Source organism: Microbacterium sp. LWO12-1.2 (assembly GCF_040675875.1).
Taxonomy (GTDB): Bacteria; Actinomycetota; Actinomycetes; order Actinomycetales; family Microbacteriaceae; genus Microbacterium.
This window is the reverse complement of sequence record NZ_JBEGII010000001.1, coordinates 2,371,657-2,386,081: the sequence shown is the minus strand read 5'-3', so window position 1 is coordinate 2,386,081 and position 14,425 is coordinate 2,371,657. Positions and strand designations below refer to the sequence as shown.

Annotated in this window: 14 protein-coding genes; 6 read left to right on the top strand and 8 right to left on the bottom strand. The window is 68.0% G+C overall.

From position 1 onward, the window contains the following. The first annotated feature begins 57 nt into the window (after window positions 1-57). Both MRBLWO12_RS11530 and MRBLWO12_RS11525 read left to right on the top strand, forming a co-directional pair. Window positions 58-780 (top strand): TetR family transcriptional regulator C-terminal domain-containing protein, encoded by a 723-nt coding sequence (locus MRBLWO12_RS11530; RefSeq protein WP_363555578.1) that lies wholly within the window; start codon window positions 58-60, stop codon window positions 778-780. A gap of 10 nt (window positions 781-790) precedes the next feature. Continuing rightward, complete coding sequence (locus MRBLWO12_RS11525; protein ID WP_363555576.1) at window positions 791-2,164, top strand: pyridoxal phosphate-dependent decarboxylase family protein; 1,374 nt, start codon at window positions 791-793, stop codon at window positions 2,162-2,164. A gap of 120 nt (window positions 2,165-2,284) precedes the next feature. Here MRBLWO12_RS11525 and MRBLWO12_RS11520 read toward each other — a convergent pair whose 3' ends face one another. Next, window positions 2,285-3,340 (bottom strand): alpha/beta hydrolase, encoded by a 1,056-nt coding sequence (locus tag MRBLWO12_RS11520; protein ID WP_363555574.1) that lies wholly within the window; start codon window positions 3,338-3,340, stop codon window positions 2,285-2,287. Between the two features lie 179 nt (window positions 3,341-3,519). Beyond that, on the bottom strand, window positions 3,520-4,044 hold the full coding sequence (locus tag MRBLWO12_RS11515) for a TetR/AcrR family transcriptional regulator (RefSeq protein WP_363555572.1): 525 nt from the start codon (window positions 4,042-4,044) through the stop codon (window positions 3,520-3,522). An 80-nt stretch (window positions 4,045-4,124) separates the two neighbouring features. Between MRBLWO12_RS11515 and MRBLWO12_RS11510 the strand changes: the two genes are divergently transcribed. Then, complete coding sequence (locus MRBLWO12_RS11510) at window positions 4,125-4,835, top strand: MBL fold metallo-hydrolase (RefSeq protein WP_363555570.1); 711 nt, start codon at window positions 4,125-4,127, stop codon at window positions 4,833-4,835. A gap of 117 nt (window positions 4,836-4,952) precedes the next feature. On the opposite strand, the gene MRBLWO12_RS11505 is transcribed toward MRBLWO12_RS11510, so the two are convergent. From MRBLWO12_RS11505 to MRBLWO12_RS11495, 3 genes are all read right to left on the bottom strand, one after another. Then, window positions 4,953-5,543, bottom strand: a complete 591-nt coding sequence (locus MRBLWO12_RS11505) for a cysteine hydrolase family protein (RefSeq protein WP_363555568.1) — start codon at window positions 5,541-5,543, stop codon at window positions 4,953-4,955. Next, window positions 5,540-6,982, bottom strand: coding sequence for a purine-cytosine permease family protein (locus tag MRBLWO12_RS11500; RefSeq protein WP_363555566.1), 1,443 nt, complete (start codon window positions 6,980-6,982; stop codon window positions 5,540-5,542). Before MRBLWO12_RS11500 ends, MRBLWO12_RS11505 begins: the two co-directional genes overlap by 4 nt. Before the next feature lie 160 nt (window positions 6,983-7,142). Next, on the bottom strand, window positions 7,143-8,426 hold the full coding sequence (locus tag MRBLWO12_RS11495; protein WP_363555564.1) for a M18 family aminopeptidase: 1,284 nt from the start codon (window positions 8,424-8,426) through the stop codon (window positions 7,143-7,145). A 286-nt stretch (window positions 8,427-8,712) separates the two neighbouring features. Between MRBLWO12_RS11495 and MRBLWO12_RS11490 the strand changes: the two genes are divergently transcribed. Both MRBLWO12_RS11490 and MRBLWO12_RS11485 read left to right on the top strand, forming a co-directional pair. Continuing rightward, window positions 8,713-9,582 carry an EamA family transporter gene (locus MRBLWO12_RS11490; protein ID WP_363555562.1) on the top strand — a complete coding sequence of 290 codons (870 nt, stop codon included), beginning with the start codon at window positions 8,713-8,715 and terminating at the stop codon, window positions 9,580-9,582. Between the two features lie 218 nt (window positions 9,583-9,800). Further along, window positions 9,801-11,294: an HNH endonuclease signature motif containing protein gene (locus MRBLWO12_RS11485; RefSeq protein WP_363555560.1), complete on the top strand. Its 1,494-nt coding sequence runs from the start codon at window positions 9,801-9,803 to the stop codon at window positions 11,292-11,294. 229 nt (window positions 11,295-11,523) lie between these two features. Here MRBLWO12_RS11485 and MRBLWO12_RS11480 read toward each other — a convergent pair whose 3' ends face one another. The 3 genes from MRBLWO12_RS11480 to MRBLWO12_RS11470 all read right to left on the bottom strand — a co-directional run bounded on the left by MRBLWO12_RS11480 (window position 11,524) and on the right by MRBLWO12_RS11470 (window position 13,239). Further along, window positions 11,524-12,015 carry a YfbM family protein gene (locus MRBLWO12_RS11480; protein ID WP_363555558.1) on the bottom strand — a complete coding sequence of 164 codons (492 nt, stop codon included), beginning with the start codon at window positions 12,013-12,015 and terminating at the stop codon, window positions 11,524-11,526. A 127-nt stretch (window positions 12,016-12,142) separates the two neighbouring features. Further along, window positions 12,143-12,478, bottom strand: a complete 336-nt coding sequence (locus MRBLWO12_RS11475; protein ID WP_363555556.1) for a hypothetical protein — start codon at window positions 12,476-12,478, stop codon at window positions 12,143-12,145. Between the two features lie 17 nt (window positions 12,479-12,495). Continuing rightward, on the bottom strand, window positions 12,496-13,239 hold the full coding sequence (locus MRBLWO12_RS11470; protein WP_363555554.1) for a GntR family transcriptional regulator: 744 nt from the start codon (window positions 13,237-13,239) through the stop codon (window positions 12,496-12,498). Between the two features lie 170 nt (window positions 13,240-13,409). On the opposite strand from MRBLWO12_RS11470, the gene phnD reads away from it, so the two are divergent. Then, complete coding sequence (gene phnD / locus MRBLWO12_RS11465) at window positions 13,410-14,339, top strand: phosphate/phosphite/phosphonate ABC transporter substrate-binding protein (protein ID WP_363555552.1); 930 nt, start codon at window positions 13,410-13,412, stop codon at window positions 14,337-14,339. Window positions 14,340-14,425: the final 86 nt, after the last annotated feature.

Sequence of the window (14,425 nt, the reverse complement as noted above, 5' to 3'; positions counted from 1 at the left end):
TCGCTGCCGAGTCGGCTCTATTGAACATGCGATCAACAGGTGTTACGGTAGCCCGTGATGAAGACCACGTCAACAGGTGCGACTCCCCGGCGCATGTCGCCGGAGGAGCGCGATCGCGTGATCTTCGATGGAGCCGTCGGTCTCGCGCGCGAGAGCGGACTCGAGAGTCTGACGGTGCGCGCGGTCGCCCAGCGCGTCGGGGTGACTCCCGCACTGGTCGCGCACTATCGGCCCGTCATGGACGCGTTCCTCGCCGAGGTGTTCGGCGAGATCGTCGGCGCGGAACGCGAAGAGGTCATGGCGGAGTTCGGCCAGGAACGTGCGGTGCGCGACGACCTGTTCCGCATGGTCGAGACCCTGCTCGACGGGAGTCGCGACGATGTCACGCTCGTCTGGGTGCAGGCGTGGGCGCTCGGTGTGCGCAACGAGACGCTCGCCGCGCGGGTGCGTACCGAGATGGATCTCTGGCAGAGCGCGATCGAGGAGCACCTCTCGCGTGCCGTCGCCGCGGGCGAGATCGCCGCATCGCGCACCGATACCGCCGCCTGGATGCTGCTCGCCATGATCGACGGGATGAACGCCCACTCGCTGGTGAAGTGGGCGCCGCACGATCGCGCGGATCTCGCGCGACGGGTGCTGTCGGTCGCCCTCGATCACCCCGACGATCCCGCACCTTCGCCCGGTGTGTCTTCGCTCGGTCTGCCTTCTCCCGGTCTGCCTTCACCCGGTCTGCCTTCACCCGGTGCGCCGGAGCGCGCATCCCTCTCGTCCCGACAGTAAGGAAACGTCCATGGATGCTGTGCGCATGCACGCGGCCTCGCCCGAATCCACCGCGATCGTCGATGCCGTGCTCGACTACTCGCGTCGTCGCATGCTCGCCGCTGACGTGCCGCTCGACAAGCCGCAGACCGAAGCAGAGCTGCACCGACTGGTCGGGCCCACCATCACGGATGCGGGTCTCGGTGCGCCGCGGGCGCTGAGCGTGTTCGAGCACATCCTGGCGCCGGCCTGCCTGACCACGAGCCACCCGCTGTACCTGTCGTTCATCCCGACCGCGCCGACCATGGCGGCGATCGCGTTCGACCTGGTGGTGTCGGCATCCGGGCTCTACGGTGGCAGCTGGCTCGAAGGCGCGGGCGCCGTGCACGCCGAGAACGAGGTGCTCTCGTGGCTCGCGCGCGAGTTCGGGCTGCCGGAGACCGCAGGCGGGGTGTTCGTGCAGGGCGGCACGATCGGCAACCTCTCGGCGCTGGTCGCGGCGCGCGAGGCCGCCAAGGCGCGACTGATCGCCCAGGGCAAGGAGCTGCCGCGGCGGTGGAAGATCGTCTGCAGTGTCGAAGCGCACTCCTCGAACAAATCGGCGGCGAAGGTCATGGACGCCGATGTGCTGCTGGTCCCGGCGGGCGACGACGGCGTGCTGCGCGCCGACGGCGTGCGTGAGGCGCTGCGCGAGCACGGCGATGAGATCTGCGCGGTCGTGGCGACCGGCGGCTCGACGAACTTCGGCATCGTCGACGACATCGAGAGCATCGCCGCACTCAAGGATGAGTTCGATTTCTGGCTGCACATCGACGGCGCCTACGGCCTCACCGCGATGCTCGCGCCCGAGGCCCGGCACATCTTCGCCGGGGTCGAGCGGGCTGATTCCGTGATCGTCGATCCGCACAAGTGGCTGTTCGCTCCGTTCGACTGCTGCGCTCTCATCTACCGCGACCCCGACAGCGGCCGCCGGGCGCACACGCAGCACGCCGAATACCTCGACACGCTGACCGACGCCGATGAGTTCAGCCCCTCGGACTACTCGATCCAGCTCACCCGACGTCCGCGCGGGCTGCCGATGTGGTTCTCGGTCGCGACGTACGGTGTGACGGCGTATCGCGATGCCGTGAGCGCCACGATCGCGTTGACCAAGAAGATCGCCGCCGAGATCTCGCGTCGACCCGAGCTGCGGTTGGTGCGCGACCCGCAGCTGTCGGTCGTCGTCTTCGAGCGCGACGGCTGGGAGCGTGCGGACTACGACCGCTGGTCGGCCGCGCTGCTCGATTCGCAGCGGGCGTTCGTGGTGCCCAGTTCGCACGGCGGTCGCCCGAACACCCGCTTCGCCATCCTGAACCCGCTCACCACCTTCGACGACCTGGTCGGCATCCTCGACACCATGAAGTAGTCAGGTTCCTGCGGACCGACCGAGCGTCGGCGATGGATCGGGCGTAGGGCGATTCAGCCGGATTCGGCCTACGTCCGTGTTTTCGCCTACCCCCGGGTGCGCGGTGACGAGCGGATGTCGTCAGCGCGTGGTGTGTGCGCCCAGGAAGTCGATCGTCTTCTGCAGAGCCGTCTGCGCATCGGGCATGTCGAGGTGGAACTGGTACTCGTGGGGGAGCTCCGGTTGGTGCGGCGCGGGCCAGAACTGGGTGGTCACATCGACCCCCAGCTCTTCCAGGCGCTGCGCCATCGGGATCGACTGCAGCCAGGTGAGGCCGTCGCCGTTGCCGCCTGAGATATAGGTCGTCGGGAAGTCTTTCGTCACCCAGTCCACGGTCGACATGGTCGCGCCTGTCGAGTCCTCCGCCCAGGTCTTCGTGCCCGAGTAGGCCCACATCGCCGATTTGAAGCCCCATCCGGCGATGCCGTCGAGCTGCGCGAGGGCCGAGAGGTCGTAGACACCGCAGTTGAGCACGGTCGCGGTGAGCTGGTCGGCGTCGATCGACGGCGTGATGTCCATGATCTCGGCGTACGTGGGGTTCGTGATGAGGGTCGCCATCTGGCTGGCGAGCTGCGCGCCGGCCGAGTCTCCCGCGAGCACGATCTGCGTGGGGTCGACGCCCAGCTCCGCGGCGTGCGCGTCGATGTAGGCGAGCGCATCGTTCAGCTGGTGCACCGCGAGCGGGTACACGCCCTCGGGGCCGATCGTGTAGTTGACGCCGATGGTCGTGTATCCCTCGGCCGCGAGGATGCGCAGATACGGGTCGACGTTCTCCTTGGCGCCCGAGATCCAGGCACCGCCGTGGATCCACACGATCGTCGGCAGGGGGCCGTCGGCGGATGCCGGGGTGAAGACATCCATCGTGGTGTCGGCACCGTCATCGCCGTACGCGACATCGAGCGTCTCGGTGAGCTTCGTGTCGGGGACGTGGCGGTCCATCTCGGCGGCCGTCTCGTCGCCGCCCTTGGTGAACACCGCGCGGATGATCATCGCCGAGGGCCACGGGGTGAGCGAGCCGACGACGGCGACGACCGCGGTGACACCAACGACGCAGGCGATGGCGACTTTCGTGCGGTGCCACGGCCGGCGGATCTTCTTGGGCCGGGCGGACTCTTCGGCGTGCGGCAGCGTAGTCATGGAACCCCCTTGCGCATCAGTGTGCCAGTATTCCGGTCGGCCGCTGAACTGGTGATCGTGTGCGGCCGACGGATCGCGGAACTCATGACGGATCCCGGAGCCATCGACGGCGATCCGTCCGCAGAACGTCCTCGACTCCGTGATCTGTCACCCCGAGCGGATGAGTCCCGGGTGCGGTCTCAGCGCGTCAGGCCGGCGATCAGGCGCTGCAAGCCGTAGTCGAAGGCGCGGTCGACGTCGCCGCCGAGGCGGAACGCGCCCGAGAGTTCCATCTGCAGGAAGCCCGTCGCCCACGCGGTGAACAAGCGGGCGGCGTCGAGCGCGTCATCCTCGCCGACCAGAGCGGATGCGGCGCGGATGAGCGGTGCCGCCGAGCGCTCGAGCGCATCGTGCGGGGAGGCCGCCGTGAACATGATCCGGAAGCCCTCGGGGTGCTCCTGCGCGAAGGAGCGATAGGTGTTCGCGAGGTCAGCCAGGTCATCGCCCGCGGCGTCGAGCCGGGCGGTGAGCGCGTCGATGGATGCCGTGGCCACGGCGGCATGCAGCGCATCACGGTCGCGCACGCGCTTGTAGAGCGAGGGGGCGCGCACTCCGACGCGCTCTGCCACGGCCTGCATCGTGAGCCCGGTCGGGCCCGCGATCTCGAGGATCTCGCGTCCGGCTGAGACGATCGCCTCGGCTGACGTGCGTTCGGGTGTCGGCATGTGCACTCCTCGATGGCTATTGACAATAGCCATGATAGCTACGTAACGTAGCCATCGCAATCATCCTGAGAGGATCCGCCATGAAGCTCGCACCGCATCTGCACCGGCTCGGCAACGACATCGTCGCCTCCTACCTCGTCGACCTGCCGGACGGCATCACCCTGATCGACGCCGGCCTTCCCGGACATTGGCACGATCTGCAGCGCGAACTCGCCGAGATCGGGCGGCCGCTGTCCGACATCCGCGGCATCGTCCTGACCCACGGCGACGGCGACCACATCGGCTTCGCGGAGCGCCTGCGGCGAGAGACCGGAGTGCCGGTGTTCATCCACGCCGCCGATGCCCACCGCGTGCGCACAGGGGAGAAGCCCAAGACCTCGATGGGCCCCGCGCGTCTGGGCCCGACGCTCGGCTTCTTCGCCTACGGCATCCGCAAGAACGCGCTGCGCACCCACCACGTGACCGCGGTCACCGAAGTGGCAGACGGGGATGTGCTCGACCTGCCGGGAGCGCCGGTCGTGATCGGGATGCCGGGGCACTCCCCGGGCAGCATCGCCGTGCATGTGCCCCTCGCCGACGCGGTGTTCGTGGGCGACGCACTGACCACGCGGCATGTCCTCACCGGTCGCACGGGAGCACAGCCCGCGCCGTTCACCGACGAGCCGAGCGAGGCGCGCGCCTCGCTCGACCGACTGGCCGGAGTCGCGGCGTCGTGGGTGCTGCCCGGTCACGGTGCGCCCTGGCGCGGAACGCCGGCCGACATCGCCGCTGCCGTGCGGGCGGCGGACTGACCGGTGGACGATTCACGGACCGAGTGACGATTCGCGGAGCTTCTCGCGGAGAAATCTCCGCAGAACGTCGTGGGCTCCGCGAATCGTCGGGTGTGGACTATCGGTCCGCCGCGGGATTCAACGGGCCGCGAGCACCGTCGCGGAGTCGCTGATCGTGATCTGCGGCGGGTAGAGGCCCATGACCTGCACGGCGGCGGCGTGGTTCTCGGCCGTGGACCCCGCGCACGCGTCGGCGGCGACGGTCACGTGCGCGCCGGCATCCGCTGCCGCCAGGGCCGTCGAGATCACGCAACAGTCTGTCGAGACCCCGGTGAGCACGACGTGCGCACCGCGACCGACGACTGCCTCGATCTCGGGGCCCCATTTGCCGAAGGTCGGCAGGTCGAGCGTGGGATGCGCGGACAGCGCAGCGGCCTCGGGTACGAGAGCGAACAGCGCGTCGCTCGACGGCTGGTCGGCGAACGGCCAGGCGGCGAAGTAGTCGCCCCACGACGTCGAGCGGTCGGCGGTCGGCATCCATCGCGTCACGAGCACGCGCTCGCCGAAGGATGCGGCCAGCGCACGGATGCGCGGCATCGCCTCGGCGAAGAACGGAGAACCCCACGCGGAATCGGGCGACGCGAAGATCGCCTGCGGATCGATCACGATCAGCCAGGCATCCGCTTCCTGCTCGCCGTGGGTCCCTGAGCCTGTCGAAGGGTCCGTCACGCTCGCTCCTGCCGACGGATCTTCCCCGCCCGCGCGAAGTAGGTCACGAGGAACGACAGCACGAGTGCGAAGAACACGCCGAGGTTCGCGTAGGCCCACTCGCCGTCCTTCCCGCCGATCAGGAACAGCAGATACCCCTGCCAGTTGTTCCAGGCGGCGTCCTCCGCGAAGTTGTTCACGACGAGGCCCCAGCCGATCACGCTGGTGACGATCATGGTGCCGATCGATGTCCAGTCCCAGGCGCCGTAGCGACCGTTCTCGTCGAACAGGGCCTCGTCGTCGTAGTCCCTCTTACGGCGCAGGATGTCGGCGATCAGGATGCCGGCCCACGAGGCGAGCGGGACGCCGAGGGTGATCAGGAAGCTCTGGAAGGGCCCGAGGAAGTCCGTCGCGAAGAAGACGACGAAGATCGTGCCGATCGTGAGGATCACGCCGTCGATCGCGGCAGCAGAGGGGCGCGGGATGCGGATGCCGAGGCTGAGCAGCGTGAGGCCCGACGAGTAGATGCCCAGTACCGCACCGGAGACCAGCGCGAGGACGGCGGTCAACAGGAACGGCACCAGTACCCACACGGGCAGGATCGTCGCGAGCGCGCCGACGGGGTCGGCCTGAACCGCGTTGAAGAGGTCTTCGTTGGACCCGGCGAGCAGCAGACCGAACACGACCAGGATGATCGGGGCGATCGAGCCGCCGATCGTGTTCCACGCCACGATCGCCCCGTCGGATGCGGTGCGCTTCTGGTAGCGGGACCAGTCGGCGGCGATGTTGATCCAGCCGAGCCCGAAACCGGTCATGACCATGACCAGGGCGCCGATGACCTGGCCGATGCCGCCGTCCGGCCGCGCCATCACGGCGGCGATGTCGATGCTGGGGGCGGCGAGCACGATGTACAGCACGGTGACGACGCCGGTGACCCAGGTGAGCACCGACTGCAGCTTCATGATCGTGTGGTAGCCGAGCACGGATGCCGCGACGATGAGTGCGGCGACGATCACGGTGGCGGTGATCTTCAGGGCGATGCTGTCTCCGTCGCCGCCGAGTTGGGTGATGACGGTCGCGGTGGCGAGCACGGCGAGGATCGCGAGGAAGGTCTCCCACCCGATCGATGTCAGCCAGGAGACGATGCCGGGCACCTTCTGTCCGTGCACCCCGAACGCGGCGCGCGAGAGCACCATGGTCGGTGCGGAACCGCGCTTGCCGGCGATGGCGATCAGCCCGCAGAGCAGGAAGGAGACCACGATGCCGATGACGGACACGATGGTCGCCTGCCAGAACGAGATGCCGAAGCCCAGCACGAACGATCCGTACGACATGCCGAACACCGACACATTCGCCGCGAACCACGGCCAGAAGAGGTCGCGGGGCTTGGCGGTGCGGTCGGATTCGGGGATGATCTCGATGCCCGCACGCTCGATGAGGGCCGGCTTGATGTCCGTCATGGCAACATCCTGGCACTGCCGAGGGCATCTGCGGCGCGTGATGCGTCAGAAATCGCCGACCGGTCGGTGATCGCCGGGTGTCCGGTGTCCGGGTCCCCGGGTGCCCGGGGGTCCGGGTGTCCGGGTGTCCGTTTGCTGTTCGCTCTTCGTGCGCGGAGGGTCAGCCCGCGAAGAAGGCCTGTGCCGTGCGGGTCAGGTCGTGCAGGTCGGAGACCCCTGCGAGCTCCCTGGCGGAGTGCATCGAGAGGATCGGGATGCCCACGTCGACCGTGCGGATCCCGAGGCGCGTTGCCGTGATCGGCCCGATCGTCGATCCGCACGGCACCGCGTTGTTCGACACGAACTCCTGTGTGTGCACGCCCGCGCGCTCGCACCAGGCGCGCCAGGATGCGGTGCCGACGGCATCCGTCGCATAGCGCTGGTTGGCGTTGAGCTTGAGGATCGGTCCGGACCCGAGCACCGGCTGCACCACAGGGTCGTGCTTGGCGACATAGTTCGGGTGCACCGAGTGTCCGACATCGCTGGACAGGCACCACGACGAGGCGTAGGCCTGGCGTCGTGCGGAGGAGTCAGCGCCGAGCTCGGCGTAGACGCGCTCGAGCACGTCCTCCAGGAACGGGCCGGCCGCACCGGAGCGGGATGCCGACCCGAGCTCCTCGTGGTCGAAGGCGGCGAGCACGGCGATCGGCGCCCAGGCTGCCGGGTCGTACGTTTCGAGGGCGACGAGGCCGGCGTGCACCGAGGCGAGGTCGTCGAGTCGCCCGGCGGCGAAGAACGCGTCGTCCTTGCCGAACACGGCGCCGCGTGCTGTGTCGGCGATCAGAACGTCGTAGCCGCGGATGTCGGATGCCGCGACATCCGCCGACCGAGCGAGCTCGGCGAGGATGTCGGCCTGGGTCGGGTCGCCGAGTCCCCACACCGGCTGCGTCTCGACCTGCTTGTCGAGAGCGAGCCCGGAGTTCGCGCTGCGGTCGAGGTGGATCGCGAGCTGCGGCAGGCGCAGGAGCGCTCCGGTGGCGGCGAGCACGACCCGGCCGTCGGCGAGCGCCAGTCGGCCGGCAAGGCGCAGTTCGCGGTCGAGCCACGAGTTCAGCAGCGGTCCGCCGTACACCTCGACGGCGGCCTGCAGCCAGCCGCGGGTTCCGGTCGTGGGCTGCGGCTTGAGCTTGAAGCCGGGCGAGTCGGTGTGTGCGCCGAAGATCTGCACGGGTGTGGTCGCGGCAGCGTCGGTCGGGACGACCCAGGCGATCGCCGCGCCATCGCGGACGACGACGTAGCGTCCGCCGGCCTGCGACGGCCAGACGTCCTCCTCGTTCAGGCGGGTGAAGCCGACCGCTTCGAGGCGGCGAGCGAGCTCTGCCGCGGCGTGGTAGCTCGACGGCGAGGCGGCGATGAAGTCGGCGAGGTCCTCGGCGTGCGAGAGGGCGACCGGGGTGACGGGCATGTTGTGCCTTCCTGAAGACGGGCGTTCTTCGAGCGTAGTCGCGGTGGCGAGGTGGTCCTCGACCGGAGTGCTTCGGGTTCGCATCTGTGGCCGGGCGCTGTGTCGTTTGCCGGGCGTTCATCCGGCCGCGTTAGGGTGATCGCGATAGCGCCTAGGGTTCCGGGGTTCGCGCCCGACTGGTCCGAGCGGCGCCACGGCTCCTCTCCGCAGGGGAACCGTCATCTGACAGGACAAAAGCCCGGAGGACCCTGTTCGTCGCGCCCGCGCCGAACGGAAGGGTCTCGTCATGTCGTCTCTCGCCTTCATCCTGGTCATCGGCGCCGCGGTCTCGCACGCGGCATGGAACATCGTCGCCCACGGCATCAGTCGCGCGGGGGCTCCGTTCCTCTGGTGGGGTGCCGTCGGCAGCACCGTGGTGTGGGCGGGAGCCGTCCCGTTCACGGGAGGGCTCGGCGCAGAAGACCTCGGGTCCTTCGCGCTCGGCGTGGGCGTCTCGGCCCTGTTGCACGTCGGCTACATGGCGGTGCTGCAGCGCGGATATCAGGAGGGGAACCTCTCCACCGTCTACGCCACTGCGCGTGGTACCGGCCCGTTCCTCTCGGTCATCATCGCGATGGTCGTGCTCGGGGAGCGGCCATCGGCTGTCGCGCTCGTCGGCGTCGCGGCCGTGATCGCGGGAGTGGTCGCGATCGGGCTGGTCGACCGTGGTCGAGGGGTGGCAGGCGCGCGACGGGGCGTCGACCTCGGGCTCGTCTTCGGCCTGCTGACCGGCGTGATGATCGCGATCTACACGATCTGGGACGCGCATGTCATCCGCACGTGGAACCTGTCTCCGGTCGCGTTCATGGTCGGTACCACGCTGTTGCAGGTGCCGTTCTACTCGATCGCAGTGCGTCGTCGCTGGCGCGCGGTCTGGGCGCTGGGGCGCGCGCAATGGCGTCGCATCGTCGCATTCGGGATACTCTCGCCGCTGTCGTACATCCTCGTTCTGACGGCGATCCAGATCGCGCCGGTCGCGCTCGTCGCTCCCCTGCGCGAGGTGAGTGTCGTGCTCGTGAGCCTGTTCGGGGTGTTCGTGCTGCGGGAGTCTCGGCCGGGGTGGCGAATCGCGGCGTCGCTCGTCGTGGTCGGGGGGATCGTGCTGCTGGCGGTGTAGGGCAGGTGACGGGTGCTGTGTGCAGGTGCATGCAGATGACTGTGCGCGCATCTGACGAGGGCCGGCTCCCATTTGCCCGTAAGTTCCGGTGCCTGCGGAGAAGTCGTTTTCCTGGACTCTCGTGGAGTGGCAGTCGATGAAGAGAGCATGCTGGAATACTGCTCTGAACAGGAGTAAAAGGGCAGTGAATGTCGGTGGCCTCGAATTGAATGAGGGGTATGAACAGCGCCGAGGAGATCCTGGAGCGGGTCGTCAGCGACCTGGAACAGGTGCTCGGTGAGGGGTCCTTCGTAGCACTGTCTGATGATGCCAAGATGCGACTGCTGCGGCTCGTAGGAGAGGCGCACCGGAAGGCGGAAGCCATCGTCGTCGAGACCGTGGCCTCGGTGGCCGCTCGGCCGTCGGGGTCGGGGGATCCGGCGTTCTGTGGCACGTTCGGATGCCGCACGATGCATGAGCTCCTGCAACGCGTGCTGAGGGTCGACGCAACGGGCGCGAGCCGTGTCGTTCACGCCGCAAGGGCCGTCCACCGTGAGATCAACATCTCCTCGGGAGGCATGCAGCCTGCGCGTTGGCCGGCGTTGAGGGAGGCACTTCTCGACGGGACGATCGGAATAGCGGGGCTGCTCGCGGCGATCGGGCCGCTCGAGAAAGGGCGGCGTCGAATCGCTGACGAAGTGCGGATGCGGGCCGATGCGGAACTCGCACGTCTGGCTCGCGGCGTCTCGATCGATGACGACGAACCCGGGGTCCACAGCTTCGTTGATGCGGCACCGGTGGCGACTCCGGAAGATCTGCGGGTGTTCGCCCGAGTGATCGCGGCGTATCTCGATCCGGATGGTGCCGAGCCCGCCGAAGAAGCGGCGATGCGGGGTCGCGGGGTGATCCTGGGCCGGGCGAAGAACGGACTCATCCCCATCCACGGGGACCTGTTGCCGGAGACCGCGGGACAGTTGCAGCGGATCTGGGACGCGTATCTGAACCCGAAAGTCGACGGCCCACCCCTGCCGGGGGTGCAGTTCGTCCCCTCCGACGACGAGGATGCGCGGGATGCGCAGGATCGTGCGGATCGGGATGGTGACGTGTTGCCGTCCGGGGATCCGGGCGGGCAGGTCGACCCGCGCACCCGGGCGCAGAAGCAGCACGATGCGTTGGCGGCGGTGCTGGGGATCGCCGCCCGCCATGACGAGATGCCGAAACTCGGTGGGGCGGCACCGACACTGATCGTGTCCGTGACCGCGGAAGACTATGCGACCGGGCACGGGTGGGCGTCGGTGGACGGGATCGATACCCCGACCACGATCGCTGCAGCCCGACACACCGCCTGCGGCGGCACGATCCAACGGGTGTTGTTCGACCCCGACGGCCGCATCGTCGGCATCGGTAACACCGACCGCATCTTCACCACCCACCAACGGCGAGCGATCGCCCTCCGCGACACCGAGTGCCTGATCCCCGGGTGTCACGTCCCGGCCTCGTGGTGCGAGATCCACCACGTGCAAGAGCACTCCCGCGGCGGGCCGACACACACCGACAACGGTGTTGCGTTGTGTTGGCACCACCACCGCACTTTGGAGACTTCCGGGTGGGAGATCCGCATGGACAACGGTCTCCCCACCGTCCGCGGACCCGCCTGGTGGGACCCACACCGACGATGGCGCACACCACGACCCACACTCACCGCCGCGTTCACCGCAGCGAAGAGCCGGTGAGAGCGTGAGTGGCGGCGTGGGACTGCAGCGAAGAGGCGGTGAGACGGTGAGTGCCGGCGTGCGATTGCAGCGAAGAGGGGAAGAGGCGGCGAGTGCCGGCGTGCGATTGCAGCGAAGAGACGAAGAGACGGCGAGTGCCGAGGTGCGACTGCAGCGACGGAGAGCGTGGTGGCTCTCGCAGGCCAGTCGTGTGTGGAGGTCCGCGGTGCACGCTGCCGCCCGCGCCGCGTCAGAAGATGCTGATCACGAGATGATGACCTTCGTCGGCGGCTCTGCGGTGCACGCCAGCCAGGGCATCCCACGCTGCCGTGAGCTCGCGGCGGAGAGTGTCAGGATCGTCGTCCCAGATATTCGGGTAGATACCGGCTTTCGCGAATGCCGTGAAGTCGGCGGCAACGATCACCTCGTCGCGGTCCAGCGAATCCAGCGCCTCGATGATCGTCTGCAGCTCGTCGTTCTCGGTGCAGCCGACGAAGTCCTCGCCGCCGAAGACGTGCACGCCCACGACCGACTCGCTCAGCGGATCGTCGTCGCGCGGGGAAGCAGCCGAGACGCCGGTGAGCAGGAAGTGCAAGCCGTCCCACATCTTGTCGAGATAGACCGTCGGCGAGCCGCCCGATTCGAGATCCTCCAGTGTCGACACGAGCACCTCGGGCGCCAACGACACCAGCCGGTCGAGCGTCAGTTCATCCACGAGTGTGTAGGCCGCGCGCATCCCCATCAGAGTCCCTCCGAATGCGTATCGAATCCCTTCGACTCTACGTCGAGCATGCGACGCCGAAACGCCGGCAGCGCAGAACGTCTCCGGCGAGGACGCCGCCCCCCCCACAACAGTCTCGATCCCTGCATCAGAACAGCAGTGCGCGATCGCTCACGATCTGGGCGATCTGCGCGCCCACGAGAGTCACGACGATCGCCCCGAGTGGGATCCACCACACGCGGCGACGAGAGGAAAACACCCACGAAAGGGCCATCGTGGTGGCGATGATGATGACGGCGAACATCGCGAACGCGAGAGGTGTCCAGTACAGCGTCGTGAAGTCGCATCGTTGGCCGCAGTGGGGGATGCTGATGGCGCGAAACCAGACGAAGAATGCCGAGAGGCCGGCGACGAGGATGAGCGCACCCATCAGCAGTGCCACAGCACGACCGCGGCTGCGGGTGTCCTTGCGCGTCGTCGTCATCCGGGGAGCATAGCCGCCTACCCGCCCACCGCGCGCATGTAGTGGCCATCGGTCGAGATGCCCGACGCGGCGACCGTGAAACGCACGACCTCGCTGAGATACCGGTCCTCCGACGCCTCGAAGACCCGTCCCTCCGCATCGCGGGACGTGCGGCTGAGTCGCAGGATCGGCGTGCCCTGTGGGACCCGCAGCAGCGCGGCATCCTGGTCATCCGCCGCCACGGCGTCGATCACGTGCTGCAGGCTCACGATCGGATGCCCCTGTGCGGCGAGGTGCTCGGTGATCGACACCTCATCGAGATCGACCTCGAACAGCCGTCGTCCCGCCGCCTCGGTGTAGAACAGTCGCTCCAGCATCGTCGGGCGCCCGTCGAGCAACCGCAGCCGCACCACGCTCACGATCGTGTCATCCGCATCCACGCCCAAAGCCGCAGCGTGCGTGCCCGCCCTTCGCAGGCTCAACTCCTGCGTCTGCGCACCGGGCGTGACGCCCAGATCCCGCGCCCACCTCGTGAACGGCACCGACACGTCCACGGCCTGATTCGCCTTTCGCGCGACCACGCGAGCGGGCCTGCCTCTGCTGGTCTCGATGAGTCCCTCACTCCGCAGGGCGGCCAGGGCGTTGCGGATCGGCCCGCGTGACGTGTGCCACTGCGCGGCGAGCTCCGCTTCGGTCGGTACGTCGTCTCCGGGGCGCAGCGCGCCGGCGGCGATCTGCGCGCGCAGCTCCTCGGCGATCTGGGTGTACACAGCTTCGGTCACATAGGTACATTACTTGATCACTTCCGCTCGGCCGGGGGCATTCGCGCAGAGTTCATCCAGGGAAATGCTCGGTGAACGAGGGTTGAACTCTTCCGAGTTAGGTATATTTCTCGGCTCTCCGGCTGAGAGAGTCTTCCGTGGATCACCCCTCCCACCCTTGAAAGGTCCTCATGAAGCTTCGTGCTCTCCCCGCCCTCGTCGGTGTCGCGGCACTCGCGTTCGGTCTCGCTGCATGCTCCGGTTCGGCCGAGGCGACCGGCGCCCCCGGCGCTGACGAGACGTCCGCCGGCAGCGGGTTCGCCGTCGACGAGAACACCCTCGTCTTCGGTGTCGTGCCGGACTCGGTCGACACCGAGACCAACTACCAGCCGCTCATGGACTACATCGCCGAGATCACCGGCAAGACCGTCGAGTACCACGAGTCCACCGACTACGCCGCACTGATCGAGGCCGCCGTCGCCGGCAAGGTCGACGTCGCCTCCTTCTCCGGCTTCACCTACGTGACCGCGACCAACAACGGCGCGAAGCTCACCCCGATCTCCTCGATCGTCACCGAGGAAGGCCAGGAGCCGGGCTACTTCTCGCAGGCGATCGTCCCCACGGACAGCGACATCTCGAGCATCGCCGACTTCAAGGGCAAGAAGGTCTGCTTCGTCGACCCGTCGTCGACCTCGGGCTACCTGTTCCCGTCGTACAACCTGCTCGAGGCGGGCATCGACCCCCAGACCGACATCACCCCCGTCTTCGCGGGCAAGCACGACGTGAGCGTGCAGAAGACCGGTGAAGGCGTCGAGTGCGAGGTCGGCTTCGCAGAGGACTCCGAGGTCGAGAAGTCCGACAAGGTGAAGGTCATCGACGAGACGATGGTCCCCGGCGCCCCGCTGGTGTACTCGTCCACCCTCCCGGATGACATCTCGAAGAAGCTCATCGACGGCCTGTCCGAGATCACGATCGACGACATCATCGCCGCGGGCATCGAGGGCGCCGACACGGATTCCTTCCGCAGCGTCTTCTACGCCACGAAGCCGGTCGACGACGCGTATTACGACCTGATCCGCGACATCTGCAAGGAAACCGAAGCGGAGCAGTGCAAGGCCTGACCGCCTGACACCGCATACCGCCGCCCTTCGTCTCGCTGCACCCGCTCAGGAACCGAGAACCTCCGCATCCTGAGCGGGCCGCGGCG

Bases quoted from the DNA above. Each gene is read 5' to 3' on its own strand.
- MRBLWO12_RS11520 (WP_363555574.1), bottom strand. From the start codon at position 3,340: ATGACTACGCTGCCGCACGCCGAAGAGTCCGCCCGGCCCAAGAAGATC.
- MRBLWO12_RS11530 (WP_363555578.1), top strand. From the start codon at position 58: ATGAAGACCACGTCAACAGGTGCGACTCCCCGGCGCATGTCGCCGGAG.
- MRBLWO12_RS11485 (WP_363555560.1), top strand. From the start codon at position 9,801: ATGAACAGCGCCGAGGAGATCCTGGAGCGGGTCGTCAGCGACCTGGAA.
- MRBLWO12_RS11490 (WP_363555562.1), top strand. From the start codon at position 8,713: ATGTCGTCTCTCGCCTTCATCCTGGTCATCGGCGCCGCGGTCTCGCAC.
- MRBLWO12_RS11525 (WP_363555576.1), top strand. From the start codon at position 791: ATGGATGCTGTGCGCATGCACGCGGCCTCGCCCGAATCCACCGCGATC.
- MRBLWO12_RS11480 (WP_363555558.1), bottom strand. From the start codon at position 12,015: ATGGGGATGCGCGCGGCCTACACACTCGTGGATGAACTGACGCTCGAC.
- MRBLWO12_RS11475 (WP_363555556.1), bottom strand. From the start codon at position 12,478: ATGACGACGACGCGCAAGGACACCCGCAGCCGCGGTCGTGCTGTGGCA.
- MRBLWO12_RS11495 (WP_363555564.1), bottom strand. From the start codon at position 8,426: ATGCCCGTCACCCCGGTCGCCCTCTCGCACGCCGAGGACCTCGCCGAC.
- MRBLWO12_RS11500 (WP_363555566.1), bottom strand. From the start codon at position 6,982: ATGACGGACATCAAGCCGGCCCTCATCGAGCGTGCGGGCATCGAGATC.
- MRBLWO12_RS11510 (WP_363555570.1), top strand. From the start codon at position 4,125: ATGAAGCTCGCACCGCATCTGCACCGGCTCGGCAACGACATCGTCGCC.
- phnD (WP_363555552.1), top strand. From the start codon at position 13,410: ATGAAGCTTCGTGCTCTCCCCGCCCTCGTCGGTGTCGCGGCACTCGCG.
- MRBLWO12_RS11515 (WP_363555572.1), bottom strand. From the start codon at position 4,044: ATGCCGACACCCGAACGCACGTCAGCCGAGGCGATCGTCTCAGCCGGA.